This window comes from Candidatus Limousia pullorum (assembly GCF_057405065.1).
In genome coordinates this window covers 1,001,020-1,014,817 of record NZ_CM171614.1, presented here as the reverse complement: position 1 = coordinate 1,014,817, position 13,798 = coordinate 1,001,020, and the positions used below count along the sequence as shown (strand labels likewise).

The following is a 13,798-nucleotide window of genomic DNA, read 5'->3' as shown; positions in this document are numbered from 1 at the left end:
TAATTATTTCACCTGTATTGTCACTGCATCATGCCGATACAGTTCTTTGGACATACCTTTGCGCACTCTCCGCATCCTGTACAAAGCTGAGGGTTTACAACAGCATGTAAATTTTCTATTTTTATAGCTCCAACAGGACAGGTTTTAGCGCACTTCATGCAGGCTATGCAGGCTGTTCTGCATGCCGCAGTTGCAGCGGCTCCCTTGTCGCAGTTGCTGCACATAACCACAGCCTGCTTTTTAAGGGGTACAATGGAGATGAGGTGCTTGGGGCAGGTCTTTACGCACATTCCGCAGCTTTTGCACTTTGCAGGATTTATTCTTGCCACGTTGTCCTCAACAGCTATTGCGTCGTATTCGCAGACATTTACACAGTCGCCGAAGCCTATACAGCCGTAAGAACAATTTTTTGTTCCTCCGTGAAGAGCGGCTGCAGCGGCACAGGTGGTTATTCCCTGATACTCCATTTTAAGAGGTGAGTTTTCCGCTGTTCCGTCGCATTTAACAACAGCGGTTTTTCTCTCTATTGCACCGGCTTCAACTCCCAAAACCTTGGCTATAGCCTTTACGCATTCCTCGCCGCCCGGTGAGCAAAGTCCCGGCTGGGCTTCTCCGTGGGCAAGTGCCTTTGCATATCCTGAGCATCCTGAATATCCGCAGGCGCCGCAGTTAGCTCCCGGCAAAACCTCCAAAACAGCCTCTGCCTTTTCGTCCTTTGGCACAGCCATAATAACAGAAGCCACGGCAAGGATAAGTCCGATTATCAAACCCATTGCGGCTACAATTAAAACCGCAATTAAAATCTCGTTCATATCAATTTCTCCTTACAATCAATTATCATCTGTTTTTTGGCAATCAGCCCATAAGACCTTCAACAAGTCCCGAAAATCCCAAAAAGCTCAAAGAGGTAAGGGAAGCCGCAACAAGTGTTATAGGAAGTCCTTTAAGACTTTTCGGTATGTCGCAGGTTTCAAGTCTTTGTCTAACGCCTGCAAACATAACCATTGCAACCAAAAATCCTATACCTGCACCGAAAGCGTTTACCAGCGCATGACCGTAACCATATGTTGGGTCTGCGGCGGCTTTTTCCAAAACCAGCATGGTAACGCCCAAAACCGCACAGTTTGTGGTTATAAGGGGCAGATAAATTCCAAGTGAATTGTAAAGAGGAGGCATATATTTTTTAAGTGCAATTTCAACCAGCTGTACAAGACCTGCAATAACCAAAATAAACACGATTGTTTGCAGGTAAGCCAGATTGTTAGGCACAAGTATTCCTGTATATATAGGCCATGTTACCGCTGTGGCAAGCACCATAACGAATGTTACCGCACAGCTCATGCCCAAAGCTGTGTTTACCTTTTTGGAAACTCCCAAAAATGGGCAGATACCCAAAAATTTACTTAATACATAGTTTTCCGTAAGGATAGCCGCAAGGAAAACGCTTACAAGACTCTGTACTGTTCCCATTATGCTTCACCCTCCTTTGTTTTACAGCCGTCTTTTATATTCTGACATCTGTTTTTCATAGGACATCCGGCACAGCCAACCTCTTCCGGTGCTTTGCCCTTTCCGCCGTTGAGCTTATTTGCAAGGGCGATAAGCATACCGAACACAAAAAATCCTCCCGGAGGAAGAATAAAGGCTATTATCGGTGACATGAAGTTTGAAAGTATCGGTATTCCGAACAATGAGCCTGCGCCGAAAAGCTCTCTTATCATACCCATAAGAAGCATTGCGGCGGTAAAGCCTACGCCCATTCCCAAACCGTCAAGCATTGATGGGATAACCTTGTTTTTACTTGCAAACATTTCGGCTCTTCCCAAAATAATGCAGTTAACAACTATAAGCGGAAGATAAATTCCCAGGCTGTCGTTTATTGCAGGGGCAAAAGCCTGCACAAGCATTTGAACTATAGTAACAAAGCCTGCGATTATTGTTATGTATGCGGGAATTCTTACCTTTCCCGGTATTACCTTTCTCAAAAGGGAGATAACCATATTTGAGCAAACCAAAACCGCAGTTGCGGCAACGCCCATTCCTATAGCGTTTGAAGCCGAGGTTGTTACCGCCAAGGTTGGGCAGGTTCCCAAAACAAGACACAAAACGGGGTTTTCTTTGATTATTCCTTTGGAAAATTCCTTGAAAAGTGATTTCTTTTCCATAAATTACCCCTCCTTTACCGCATTGTAGGCTTCAAAAGCCTGATTTACCGCATTTGTAACCGCACGGGATGAGATAGTTGCACCTGTTACAGAGTCAACAGCCACGCTGTCAGGATTTTTTCCTGCGTCCTTGTCAACTGTAACTCCCGTACCTGAGGAAAGTCCCGCAAACTGGGAGGTGAACTTCTCCCCTGAAGTATTTACGCCAAGACCCGGGGTTTCTCCTGAGTTGTCATAAACATTTATAGCGATTACAGAGCCGTCCTCTGCGTTTATTCCGGTCATAACCTTAACATCTCCGCCGTATCCACGGGAAGCAGAGGAAATGGCATAGCCTATAAGGTTTCCGCTTTCGTCCAAAGCCTTGTAACATTCAACGCCCTGAACATCGTACTCAACCTTTTCAAAGTCCACAGCATCGGGACATACTGCCTGTCTTGACTCTGCGGCGGAAAGCTCCTGCTGGTAGGCAATGGCGTCCTTTGTAACCGCATTTGTAACGGCAAGTAAAGCTGTAACGCAAAGACAGATTACAAAAAGCGAAACTGTAGGGATAAGGATTTCTTTAAGTCTTGAATTTTTCATTTACTTATCCCCCTTTATTTTTTTCTTTATCTCACCGAAAGCCTTTGGTCTTGTGAGGTTTTCAATGTGAGGAACAAGTATATTCATAAGCACAATAGAGAAGGAAACTCCCTCCGGCAGGTTTGCGTAAACTCTTATGAGCATTGTCATAAGTCCGCAGCCCATAGCGAAAATAACCTTTCCCTTTGAGGTTATAGGTGAGGTTGTGTAGTCGGTAGCCATGAAAAACGCTCCAAGCATAACACCGCCGCTGAGTATATGGAACAGTGGGTCCTGACCCATAACAAAAGCCAAAACAAAAACTGTGGCTATATATGTAACAGGGATTATAGGGCTTATAACCTTTCTTGCAATAAGGTAAATTCCGCCCAGAAGAATTGCAAGGGCGCAGGTTTCACCGATACAGCCTCCCACATTTCCCAAAAACAAATCAAGATAAGAACCGCTGAAGGTTCCTGCGGCGTTCTGAGCCAAAGGTGTTGCGCTTGTAACTGCGTCAACAGCTCCCTGTGTATAGTAGAAAGGAGATGCCCATGTGGTCATATCTGTCGGGAAAGAAACAAGGAGAATAATTCTTGCAGCCAATGCAGGGTTTACAAAGTTCTGGCCTATTCCGCCGAACATCTGCTTTACCACAACTATTGCTACAACTCCGCCGAACACAGCCATAACCGGGTTAATTCCCACCGGATAGTTAAGTCCCAGCAAAACGCCTGTTACAACTGCGGACAAGTCCCCTATTGTGTTGTTTCTCTTCATTACCTTTCTTGAAATATACTCGGAAACAACGCAGGAAGCCACTGTAAGAGCCACAATAAGCAATGCTCTTACACCGAAAATAATACTTCCGGCAACAACTGAGGGCAAAAGGGCTATAATAACATCCCTCATAATCGATGTGGTGGAAATGCCGCTTCTCAGATGAGGGGAAGCGGAAACATACATATTACTGTTCATTCTTCTTTGCCTCCTCTTTCTTCTGTTCTTCGGCTTTTTTCATAGCTTCGGCTCTCACCATTGACTTGCCCTCTCTTATGGTCTGCACAAGGTGCTTGTGAGCAGGACAGTTAAAGGCGCAGCTTCCGCACTCCATACAGGTCATAACATTGAGCTTTTCCAAACCGCTGACATCCCCACGCTTTACACAGCCGGCAATAGCTTCCGGCATCAAAGACATAGGACAGCTTTTAAGACATTTTCCGCAGCGTATGCAGTCGGTTTCCTCTGCAAGCTTTGCGTCCTTTTCGTCAAAAGCCAAAATTGCGTTGTTCTGCTTTAAAACAGGCATACTGTCGTCTGTCAAAGCAATACCCATCATAGGGCCGCCCATCAAAATTTTCTTAGGCTCGCACTTATAGCCTCCGCAGAACTCAATAACATCCTTAATAGGTGTACCCAAAGGAACTATAACATTTTTAGGCTCTTTTATTGCGCTTCCGTCAACTGTAATTCTCTTTGAAACAAGGGGAATACCTGTTTTAAGATACTTTGCAATAAACGCAACGGAGGTTACATTCATAACAACACAGCCAACGTCCGCAGGAAGCTTTCCGGCAGGTACTTTTCTTCCGGTACAAGCCCTTATTAAAACTTTCTCTGCACCCTGTGGGTAAGAGGATTTAAGTGTTAATATTCTAACCTCATCGTCCGGGTCTGCGGCTTCATTGTCCGCAATCTGGGAAAGCACCTTTATAGCGTCCGGCTTGTTGCTTTCAATTCCGATAATTACACGGTGTACGTCCAAAAGGTCTTTTACAATCTTAATTCCTGAGAGTATATCCCATGAATTTTCAAGTATTTCCCTGTGGTCGGATGTGATGTAGGGTTCGCACTCCGCACCGTTTATAATAAGGGTATCAATTTTTTTATCCTGTGGAATACTCAGCTTTACATGGGCAGGAAATCCCGCTCCGCCCAAGCCTACCAAGCCGCTTCTCTTTATGGCAAGCAAAAGCTGTTCCTTTGTTTCTGCGGCAGGTGGTACGGCGTAAGGTGATTTTGTCATCTTTCCGTCTGACTCTATCACCACAGCTTTAACCTTAGAGCCGTTGGGCATTTTAAGATCTATTATTTTTTTAACAGTTCCGGACACACTTGCGTGTATTGGTGCAGTTACGAAGCTGTCGTTTTCTCCGATAGACTGACCAACGTCCACATGGTCGCCGGGTCTTACAATAACATTGCAGGGAGCGCCTATATGCTGTGACATAGGTATTATCACTTCTTTCGGCGCAGGCATCACAACAGTTTCCATAGCGGCTGTATTCTTTCGGTGTGGAACTTTCGCTCCGCCCCTTGTTGAAAACGGCCGCACCGGAAAGGTAAGACTTACGTTTTTCATTTCAGATTACCTCCGATTTTGTGAACATTTCTTTTCATCCTTTTTCATCCGCCTGTGTTTTACTTAACACAAACACACGAAAAATTACCTTTATTTTATCACTTTTCCCCTTTATTTTCAATGATTTAAAGTATAATAACAAAAAGAAACAGACGTACATTCCTGCACGCCCGTCCTTTTTATTTCGGCTTTCCCTAAGCTTATTTTTTTATTCCATTTGCTTAAAAGATAAGACCTAAATTGTTAAAGTATTATTCCGGTATACTGTCCTGTCCGTCCTCGGTTTTTGAGTCCTCAGCCGCCTGCATTTCTTCGTACTCCAATACCCTTTTGGTGGTTTCGGAAAGCTCCTCCGCAGGCTCTGTATTTTCTTCGCCGCTGTAATACTCGCCCTCTTGAAGCATACGCTCTTCTCTTTCTTTGCGCTTGCGTTCCAGCTCCTCAAGGCGTTTTCTCTCTTCTCTTTCCTGAGCTTCAATCAAAGCCTGTTCGTCGTCCGGATATCCGGTCTGTTCGTCGTTAAAGGTCTTGTAAAGTCCCTTATCTCTCTTTCTTCCCGTAATCCAAGCCACAAGGCACATTATTATAAACACAGCCACGCCGCCGATAAATATCAGCAGTCCCGGCCAAAAGCCCTTTGAAATAAAGGACATCTTAACAGTGTGTGTTCCCTCTGAAAGGCTGAATGCAAGCATTGCATTTCCTACAGGAGTTATTTCAACCTCTTCTCCGTCAACCCAGGCTCTCCAGCCCTCTTCATAAGGAATTGATGTGTAGAACAAGCCGTCCTCGTCAACAGTTATTGTTCCCTCTATTGAAGAATCTGTATATGAGGTTGTTTCCAAAGTGTTCTGGCTGAGAATTTCATAACCCTCGTCAAAAACATCCTGGTTGAAATATCCGCATACAACTGTGGCAGTTCCGCTTGCGCCCTCGTCAAGGTCAACATAAAGGGAAATTTTATCGCCTTTATTGAAAACTCCGCCGCAGGCAACATAAGCCTTGCTTATATCAAAAGAACCCTGACTCTCGTCATTTACATAAAGAGTAAGACTGTCGGCGTTTGTGATATTGGCATAGAAGCATACCATACCGTCTTCCGGCATTTCGTAATTGTATTTGAGATGAGGCGCAACTGCGCTGTTATTTGTTGAGAAAGAATATTTATAATCCGAGGTCTTGTTTACCGGGAAAACAGCATAGTCTGTGTGTCCCTGGCTGACAACATTAAGGATTGTGAAAACATCCTCGTCAATTCCGGTAGCATAGGAGAAAATCTCATTTTGATTTTCAATAGGATTGTCCACCGTCTTGTCAACCTCGTATTTCAGCATATCCTCATTTGCCATAAATCCGATAGGCAGATATGCTGTGTTCTCCATAAGCTTTACATTGCCCTCCTGAGCAATCTCTTCCATGTACAATGTGTTATTGTACTTGCCGTCACGGGCAATAAGGTATTTAAGGTTAAACAGAAGATTTGTAACAGGTGAGCTTTCACGGTAGGAATATCTGTTTCCGGATTTTCTTCCGGTAAGTCCTGTGTTTTCCGCAAATGAGCTTATGTTTACATTTGCCATTGAATCAAAAAGTGAAATGCCGTTGTAGCCGTTTAATGCTCCGTCGTTAAGAGTCTGGGTTGTGGTCATTTCTGTTCTGAAAAATTCATTTGTGCCGGACTCTTTTTCCTCAATTTGATTTAAAAGCTTTGAAACGCTTTCGCCCTCTCTCGGATATCCGTCCTTTGTGGTAACTCCCACAGCGTTGATACCTAAAGCTGCGCTTGCTATAAACTCAACAACAAGGAATATCGAGAGCATACCGTTCATGGTTTTTCTTGAAATCTTTCTTGTGGTGAAAAGATATACAATTATGAACAAAGCTGCCAAAATTACAACGGTCAGCACTATAGGCAGTGTCTCCTGAACGCCTATTGCGAGAATAATCGGTATCAAAGCCAAAATTCCCGCAAGCATAACATCCCACTTATTGAAAAACGCCATGTGTGAATATGCTCTAAATGCCATTGTCACAAGTACAAAGCTGAAAAGGAAGCTGAATCTGTATGGAAGCATATTTGTAAAATGGAAGCCGTGCCATATATAGTCCAGCTGTCTTATAATAAAGCTCATTATAAAGAAAACAAGCATAAATAAATTAAATACTTTTTCTCTTTTCTTGATTTTTCCTGAAAGCAAACTCAAAAGTCCTAAGAACATTGCCGCATATGTGCAGTAAATGTTTGGAAGTCCCTCTTTTGAGGTGGGTTCAACAAAGGCTATGCTGTTTGAAATAACCTTTTGAATTGCAATAAGTGTTCCCTCAAGGTCGTTTGAACCGCCTATATTTATGGCGTAGGTTTTCGGGAAAGTGCTTGTGGTTGAATAGGTATTTTGCAGAGCAAAAAATGCCGGCAATGTGAGAATTGCTGTTATTGCCAAAGCAACTAAGGTTGAAAGTGCAATTCTTCCGAAACGCTTCATAAACTTCTTGAAGCCGTCCCACATGCAGATGTTGTAGCCTATATAGCACAGCAAAACAAATATACAGGTAAAAAGTCCTATATAGTAGTTTGCAAGCACTGAAAGGGCAAGGGAAACTATGTAAAGCTTAAACTTTCCCTCTCTCATCAAAGCCACTGTGCCGGTGACAACAAGGGGCAGAATTGCCACAGTGTCAAGCCAGATTACGTTCCAGTAATAACCCATAAGGAAAGAACAAAGGGCGTACATGGGTGAAAACATCACCAAAGACCAGTTGTTAATCTTAAAGGTGTACCTTAAAAAGATTGCAAAGCTTAGGCCTGCAATTCCTATCTTAAACACAACAGAAAAAGCAAGGAACTCCGTCAATATACTTTGCGGTATAAACACCGTCAAAAAATTTAATGGACTTGCCAGATAATAGGACATAAGTGCAAAGAAGTTTACACCCATTCCCACGTCCCAAGTCCAAAACAGAGAACCTCCGCTTTGAAGCTTGTTCTGCAAGCTAACCAAAAATGGATAATACTGATGCCACAGGTCAACTACAAGTATCTGCTTATTGCCAAAAGGCGCAATACCCGCCACGGCAAACGCCACTCCCATAATCAAAAATGGTATCAAAAAAGACCAGAGCAGATACTTATGACGATGCAAAAATGATTCTTTTTTCTGACCGGAAAATTTTCTCAAATCAGACCTCTTGCTGGTTGCAGTCATAATTTACCTCCGTTTAAAAAATATAGCATCAACGAAAGACTATTGTATTTTTTCTTCCGTCTGTAAAAAAATATACGGATATAGTTTACCATTTTTGTGAGTTTAAGTAAAGAGATAAAACCAACATCATAAAAAATTGTACCTTTTTACAAGTTTCTTTAATATGCTTTAACTTAGTTTAATTTCCGGTTGCTATTAGTTTTCTTATGTGTTAGAATAGTTTTAGAGGTGATTTGATGACGCAGGAAGAAAAAAAGGAAATTATGCTGAAAGCTGTAGAAGCATTGAAAAAGGAATATCCGGACGCTATTTGTTCTCTGACCTACACAGACCCACTACAGCTTTTGATTGCAACACGTCTTGCGGCTCAATGTACCGATAACCGTGTAAACATGGTTACTCCGGCTCTCTTTGAAAGGTTTAAAACTGTCGAAGATTTTGCCGATGCCGATGTTTCCGAAGTAGAGGAATATATAAAAAGCTGCGGACTTTACAAAACCAAAGCAAGGGATATTGTGCTTATGGCTCAGTGTCTGCGTGATAACTACAACTGTGTTGTGCCTGACACAATCGAAGAGCTTACAAAGCTTCCGGGCATAGGCAGAAAAACCGCAAACCTTATTGTAGGCGATATTTTCGGAAAGCCTGCGGTTGTGGTTGACACCCATTGTATTAGGCTTACCCACCGACTGGGTATACACAATATTAAAGACCCAAAGAAAATTGAATTTATGCTTCGTGACCTTCTTCCTCCGGAGGAAAGCAACGATTTTTGCCACAGACTGGTGCTTCACGGAAGAGCAGTCTGCGATGCAAGAAAACCTAAATGCGAAATCTGCTGTATGAATGATTTTTGTCCCAAGAATATATGATTTACTGTTTGTTATTAAATCGGCGGTGATTGAATTGATAGATAAAATCCAAAAAATAGACGACAAAGTTCTCGACAAAATAAAAACCATAAACAGACCCATACTCAATAAGATAATGATTGTAATAACTTCCCTGGGTACTTTCGGTACAGTCTGGTTTGCAATAGCCATTATTATGATGATAACAAAGACCTACCGTTCCGTGGGAGTAAACCTGGTAATCGGACTTGCTATAACCCATCTTTTGGGAGAGTTCACATTAAAAAGAATAGTCTGCCGCTCACGACCATGTCACAAACTGGACGACGAAGAGCTTATAATCGACCGACCGAAATATTACTCTTTCCCATCGGGACACACAGCCGCTTCATTCTGTGTTGTGGGAGTTGTATTTTTAAGATGTCAGCCCATAATCTGGGTTCCAATTCTCATTTTAGCTCTGCTTATAGGCTTTTCAAGACTGTATCTGCGAGTTCATTTCCTCACAGACGTTTTGGCAGGCGCACTTTTAGGATTTATCTGCGGCTGCGCCTCTGTTGGAATAATGGTAAATCTCGTGATAAATTACGGATGGTTCAGATTTTAATAACTTTTATAAAATTAAGACGGTTCTCCAATTTTGAAGAACCGTCTTTTTTTACAATAATCTTATCAGAAAAAATATCGATTAACAATTTCATCAGGCAAACAGCTGTAAAGGTATTTGTAAAGTTCTCCGGATTTATCCTCCAAAAACACCGTAAATTCATCTTCTTTATCTTTAAACAATGCGGAATAGTCATAGAAAACCACTTTACCACTCTCTCCCACAGAAAGTTTATAATGATTTTTGTCTTCTGTTTCAAAGGTTATGTCAAATCCGGGTGTCGGAGAAGATTTATCCATATTCCTTGTATTGAATACTGTTTTTTCCGTAAGTTCCATTATCTTATCGCTGTGCAAGTCCTCAAAGCTATATGGAGAGTATTCTCCGGCAATTTCAAGAGTTATTATTATAACGTGGGCACCTTTAAGCTGAGGATATTCCTCCATAAGATTTACCGTTTTTCCCGAACCGCATGACGCTGTTCCTATAACAGTGATTATAATTGCCACAACAAGAAAAACCGAAAAGAAAACTTTTTTCTTCATAAAGACACCTCCCGTTTTATTTCCCACCAAAATTCAAAACCTCATATGCCAATTCATCGGATATTGAAACATACTTGCTTTCATTTCTGAAATAAATATAGATATCCCTCATTCCCTGACTGTTATATGTAACGCCCACCTGTATCTGCTGGTCGTCAATGTATTCCAAATACACATAATTTTCCGATTCGTCTTCCTTAATCCATTTTTCAATATAACAGCTTTCAGTATTATCCGGCAGATATTTAAACATTTCGTCTGTCGGATTATATATTTCTGCCTTCGTCTTTCCGTCGGTGAAATTTTCATTGAAGCGGTCTGTTTCCTCCTGGTCAACAACGCACATTTCCAGCACATCCGCATCTGTCACCGACTTTACATCCTCTTTAATTGTCGGAGCATAATGCATATATGTTTTCTCCGCCTGCTCTATATTAAGTTCCTTGTAAATCTCTCTCTTATCGTTGTTACCACATCCGCTCAACAGAGCCATAACAATTAAACACATTGTCATAAACAGCAAACAAGTTCTTTTTTCATAGGACAACCTCCTTTATCTGTTTTTAAATATAAAATTTTCCGCACAATTCTTTAATACAATAATACCATTTTTTAAGGTAAAGTCAACATTTTACATAAAAATAAAGACAAACAATCCGTAAAACTTATGACGGATTATTTGTCTATTATTGCTAATATTTTATTGTATTATAGGTTTATCATTTTTTATCAAGTCCTTAATATAGGCAAATGTTGCCTTTTCTCCGTCCTTTGAAAGCTTTGTCAGCAGAAATTCAATTTCGTCGGAGGTTTCTTGATTGATAAATCTGGTTTTCTTTGACTTCTCAAAATATCCCAGGGGGCTTGCGTCGTTGTAGTTTTCTTTCATATAAATTTTGCTTGCGGCAACTCTGTCGCAGAACATCTCAACCACAAACCTTTTTGGCATCTTCACCGCCTCAAGCTTTTTTGTCTTTGGATTGTAGTCGGTCCAAAATTCAAAATGGTGACGGTTTCTTCCCTTATGATGAAGCCAAGCTCTTGAATAACCGTAGGTTTCCCTTTCACTTTCGTTGGGGCTTCTCTTTCCCCCTTGGTAATACTTTGCGCCGGGTATGAACTCCGTTGGCGAGTATTTTGAAAGGTCGTGTCTTAATCCCTGCCAAAATATTCCCGCTCTGAAACAATTTGCAATAACCTTATGTCTGTGCTTTGTTATGGTTCTGAAATGACCCCACGCTTTTTTCATTTTTTACATTACCTCCGAAATTTAACCCACAATATTATTCTTTAGCGGACAGAATTTTTCCTCCGCCCACAAGGTAGTCGTCTTTATAAAATACTACCGCCTGACCGGGAGTTACCGCCCTTTGAGGCTCAGAAAACTCCACAATCACTCTATCCTTTTCCAGCGGATAAACCACCGCCTGCGCCTCTTTCTGGCTGTATCTTGTTTTTGCCACAACCCTCATAGGTGCTTTAAGCTCATTTATGGCTATAAAATTCACATCGTATGCCTCAAGGCGTTTGCTGAAAAGGTCTTCATTTTTTCCCAGCACAACGCAGTTATCCTGGGGATTTTTGCTTATAACATAGAGAGGATGCTCCCATGCTATGCCCAAGCCCTTTCTCTGTCCTATTGTGTAATGGATAATTCCCTTGTTTTTCGCCACAAAGGTTCCATCCTCCAGCACAAAGTCACCGAGCTTCGGCACATATCCTGTTTCCCTTTTGAGAAAAGAGGCGTAATCTCCGTCCGGCACAAAGCAGATATCCTGGCTTTCCGCCTTTTTTGCATTTACAAGACCGTAATCCTCCGCTAACTTTCTTATCTCAACCTTGCTCAAGTCACCGAGAGGGAAAAGCGTCCTGCTTAAAATCTCCTGAGAAAGTGAGTAAAGCACATAGGTCTGGTCTTTAGTCACATCCGAAGCCTTTCTCAAAAGATATCTTCCCGAGCCTTGGTCGTATTCACGGCGCACATAATGTCCTGTAGCCGTTCCCTCAAAGCCCAGCTTTTCTCCCTGCTCAATCATGCCTTTAAACTTGATATACCTATTGCACTCAAGGCAGGGGTTCGGGGTTTCACCCTTAATATAACCGTCGCAGAAACGGTCGATAACTTCCTTTTTAAAATTATCCCTGTAATCAAAGACATAGTGTTCTATGCCCAGCTTTTCACAAACGCTTTTTGCGTCGCTGATATCCTTTAAAGAGCCGCATTTTTTTCCGCACTGACCGCTTTCCGGTCTGTCAAAAAGGCGCAAAGTTCCCCCCGCCACCGTGTAACCCTCATTTTGCAGGATAAGTGCTGCGGCAGAGCTGTCCACGCCGCCGCTCATTGCAGTTATAATTTTTTTCATATTTTTAACCAAGCTCCAACATTTTTTCTATTGGCTTTACAGCCGCTTTTATTGTTTCTTCGTCCATGACAATTTCTTCGCCGCCCTCGCCTTTCAGGCAGTTGAGAACATCAACCAAAGTAGTGGCTTTCATGTCAGGACATATGAGGTCTTTGCTGAGTGAATAGAATTTCTTATCAGGGCAAGCCATCTGAAGCTGTGCTGTGATAGAAATTTCTGTTCCTATAATAAATTCTTTATGCTGACTTTCCTTTGCATATTTCATAATTCCCGATGTTGAACCGACATAGTCCGCAAGCTCCACAACCTCAGGAACGCACTCAGGATGCACCAAAAACAAAGCGTCCGGATGCTCCTCTTTTACAGCCTTTACCTCATCAACCTTAATTGCTCCGTGTATAGGGCATCCGCCGTTTATAACCTTAATATTCTTGTCAGGAAAATTCTTAGCAACATAATTTCCAAGATTCGGGTCGGGAATAAAGAGAATATCCTTTTCCTCAAGCTTACCCACAATGCTCAAAGCGGAAGCGGAAGTAACGCACACGTCGCACTTTGTTTTAAGCTTAGCTGTTGTATTTATATATGCCACAACTGCGCTTCCCGGATTTTCAGCCTTAAACTTCTCTATATCCTCAGGCTCAAACTGTTCCGCCATAGGGCATCCGGCGTGAGGGCTTGAAAGAATTACCTTTTTCTCCGGTGAAAGCAGTTTGCAGGTTTCCGCCATAAATCTAACGCCGCACATAAGCACGGTTTTATTAGGTGCAGTTTTAGCAAGCTTACTGAGGGCAAAGCTGTCGCCCACAAAGTCAGCTATTTCTATAATATCACAGGTCTGATAGCTATGAGCAAGAATACAGACGTCCTTTTCCTTTTTAAGTCTCAAAATTTCTTCCTGTATATCTCTAATCATCCCGATTTCCTCCTTAACTTATCGTTAATCATTGTTTCTCAACAATTTTTACAACCTCATACACAATAATTCTATCCCACCCCCACCCCAAAAGTCAAGTCTTTTGTTACCGCCGTGCCAAGGTTTTCGCTGGAAATTAACGACAGCACACGGCGGACGAAACCTTCTGTTTAGTCTTTGGAGTGGTTCGCTCTCATTTAGGTTTGGTTTTTTAATATTTAT

14 protein-coding genes are annotated in these 13,798 nt (G+C 42.1%); 2 read left to right on the top strand and 12 right to left on the bottom strand.

The window, feature by feature from the left end:
* Positions 1-20 precede the first annotated feature (20 nt).
* The 7 genes from CGICJO_RS04380 to CGICJO_RS04350 form a co-directional block, all read right to left on the bottom strand.
* Positions 21-812 carry an RnfABCDGE type electron transport complex subunit B gene (locus CGICJO_RS04380; protein ID WP_486499772.1) on the bottom strand — a complete coding sequence of 264 codons (792 nt, stop codon included), beginning with the start codon at positions 810-812 and terminating at the stop codon, positions 21-23.
* A gap of 43 nt (positions 813-855) precedes the next feature.
* Complete coding sequence (locus tag CGICJO_RS04375) at positions 856-1,470, bottom strand: electron transport complex protein RnfA (RefSeq protein ID WP_486499771.1); 615 nt, start codon at positions 1,468-1,470, stop codon at positions 856-858.
* Complete coding sequence (gene rsxE / locus CGICJO_RS04370; RefSeq protein WP_486499770.1) at positions 1,470-2,165, bottom strand: electron transport complex subunit RsxE; 696 nt, start codon at positions 2,163-2,165, stop codon at positions 1,470-1,472. The genes CGICJO_RS04375 and rsxE overlap by 1 nt, the downstream gene beginning before the upstream one ends.
* Positions 2,166-2,168: 3 nt before the next feature.
* On the bottom strand, positions 2,169-2,750 hold the full coding sequence (locus tag CGICJO_RS04365; RefSeq protein WP_486499769.1) for an RnfABCDGE type electron transport complex subunit G: 582 nt from the start codon (positions 2,748-2,750) through the stop codon (positions 2,169-2,171).
* A complete protein-coding gene (locus CGICJO_RS04360; RefSeq protein WP_486499768.1) occupies positions 2,751-3,707 on the bottom strand; it encodes an RnfABCDGE type electron transport complex subunit D in 957 nt (318 codons plus the stop codon).
* On the bottom strand, positions 3,697-5,091 hold the full coding sequence (gene rsxC / locus CGICJO_RS04355) for an electron transport complex subunit RsxC (protein WP_486499767.1): 1,395 nt from the start codon (positions 5,089-5,091) through the stop codon (positions 3,697-3,699). The genes CGICJO_RS04360 and rsxC overlap by 11 nt, the downstream gene beginning before the upstream one ends.
* Positions 5,092-5,342: 251 nt before the next feature.
* Complete coding sequence (locus CGICJO_RS04350) at positions 5,343-8,294, bottom strand: YfhO family protein (protein ID WP_486499766.1); 2,952 nt, start codon at positions 8,292-8,294, stop codon at positions 5,343-5,345.
* A gap of 236 nt (positions 8,295-8,530) precedes the next feature.
* On the opposite strand from CGICJO_RS04350, the gene nth reads away from it, so the two are divergent.
* Both nth and CGICJO_RS04340 read left to right on the top strand, forming a co-directional pair.
* Positions 8,531-9,166 (top strand): endonuclease III, encoded by a 636-nt coding sequence (gene nth, locus CGICJO_RS04345; protein ID WP_486499765.1) that lies wholly within the window; start codon positions 8,531-8,533, stop codon positions 9,164-9,166.
* Between the two features lie 34 nt (positions 9,167-9,200).
* A complete protein-coding gene (locus CGICJO_RS04340) occupies positions 9,201-9,752 on the top strand; it encodes a phosphatase PAP2 family protein (protein ID WP_158096216.1) in 552 nt (183 codons plus the stop codon).
* 65 nt (positions 9,753-9,817) lie between these two features.
* Here the strand turns inward: CGICJO_RS04340 and CGICJO_RS04335 are convergent, their stop codons facing one another.
* The 5 genes from CGICJO_RS04335 to nadA all read right to left on the bottom strand — a co-directional run bounded on the left by CGICJO_RS04335 (position 9,818) and on the right by nadA (position 13,576).
* Positions 9,818-10,297: a P-loop NTPase family protein gene (locus CGICJO_RS04335; protein ID WP_087376773.1), complete on the bottom strand. Its 480-nt coding sequence runs from the start codon at positions 10,295-10,297 to the stop codon at positions 9,818-9,820.
* 16 nt (positions 10,298-10,313) lie between these two features.
* Positions 10,314-10,790 carry a hypothetical protein gene (locus CGICJO_RS04330; RefSeq protein ID WP_486499764.1) on the bottom strand — a complete coding sequence of 159 codons (477 nt, stop codon included), beginning with the start codon at positions 10,788-10,790 and terminating at the stop codon, positions 10,314-10,316.
* A 207-nt stretch (positions 10,791-10,997) separates the two neighbouring features.
* On the bottom strand, positions 10,998-11,546 hold the full coding sequence (locus tag CGICJO_RS04325) for a DUF5662 family protein (protein WP_087376769.1): 549 nt from the start codon (positions 11,544-11,546) through the stop codon (positions 10,998-11,000).
* 34 nt (positions 11,547-11,580) lie between these two features.
* Positions 11,581-12,660, bottom strand: coding sequence for a tRNA 2-thiouridine(34) synthase MnmA (gene mnmA, locus CGICJO_RS04320; protein ID WP_486499763.1), 1,080 nt, complete (start codon positions 12,658-12,660; stop codon positions 11,581-11,583).
* A gap of 4 nt (positions 12,661-12,664) precedes the next feature.
* Complete coding sequence (gene nadA / locus CGICJO_RS04315) at positions 12,665-13,576, bottom strand: quinolinate synthase NadA (protein WP_486499762.1); 912 nt, start codon at positions 13,574-13,576, stop codon at positions 12,665-12,667.
* Positions 13,577-13,798: the final 222 nt, after the last annotated feature.

Excerpts from the sequence above, each read along its gene's own strand:
- CGICJO_RS04360 (WP_486499768.1), bottom strand. The coding sequence starts at position 3,707 with ATGAACAGTAATATGTATGTTTCCGCTTCCCCTCATCTGAGAAGCGGC.
- CGICJO_RS04375 (WP_486499771.1), bottom strand. The coding sequence starts at position 1,470 with ATGGGAACAGTACAGAGTCTTGTAAGCGTTTTCCTTGCGGCTATCCTT.
- CGICJO_RS04350 (WP_486499766.1), bottom strand. The coding sequence starts at position 8,294 with ATGACTGCAACCAGCAAGAGGTCTGATTTGAGAAAATTTTCCGGTCAG.
- CGICJO_RS04325 (WP_087376769.1), bottom strand. The coding sequence starts at position 11,546 with ATGAAAAAAGCGTGGGGTCATTTCAGAACCATAACAAAGCACAGACAT.
- nth (WP_486499765.1), top strand. The coding sequence starts at position 8,531 with ATGACGCAGGAAGAAAAAAAGGAAATTATGCTGAAAGCTGTAGAAGCA.
- CGICJO_RS04330 (WP_486499764.1), bottom strand. The coding sequence starts at position 10,790 with ATGGCTCTGTTGAGCGGATGTGGTAACAACGATAAGAGAGAGATTTAC.
- rsxC (WP_486499767.1), bottom strand. The coding sequence starts at position 5,091 with ATGAAAAACGTAAGTCTTACCTTTCCGGTGCGGCCGTTTTCAACAAGG.
- CGICJO_RS04335 (WP_087376773.1), bottom strand. The coding sequence starts at position 10,297 with ATGAAGAAAAAAGTTTTCTTTTCGGTTTTTCTTGTTGTGGCAATTATA.
- CGICJO_RS04365 (WP_486499769.1), bottom strand. The coding sequence starts at position 2,750 with ATGAAAAATTCAAGACTTAAAGAAATCCTTATCCCTACAGTTTCGCTT.
- mnmA (WP_486499763.1), bottom strand. The coding sequence starts at position 12,660 with ATGAAAAAAATTATAACTGCAATGAGCGGCGGCGTGGACAGCTCTGCC.
- nadA (WP_486499762.1), bottom strand. The coding sequence starts at position 13,576 with ATGATTAGAGATATACAGGAAGAAATTTTGAGACTTAAAAAGGAAAAG.
- rsxE (WP_486499770.1), bottom strand. The coding sequence starts at position 2,165 with ATGGAAAAGAAATCACTTTTCAAGGAATTTTCCAAAGGAATAATCAAA.
- CGICJO_RS04380 (WP_486499772.1), bottom strand. The coding sequence starts at position 812 with ATGAACGAGATTTTAATTGCGGTTTTAATTGTAGCCGCAATGGGTTTG.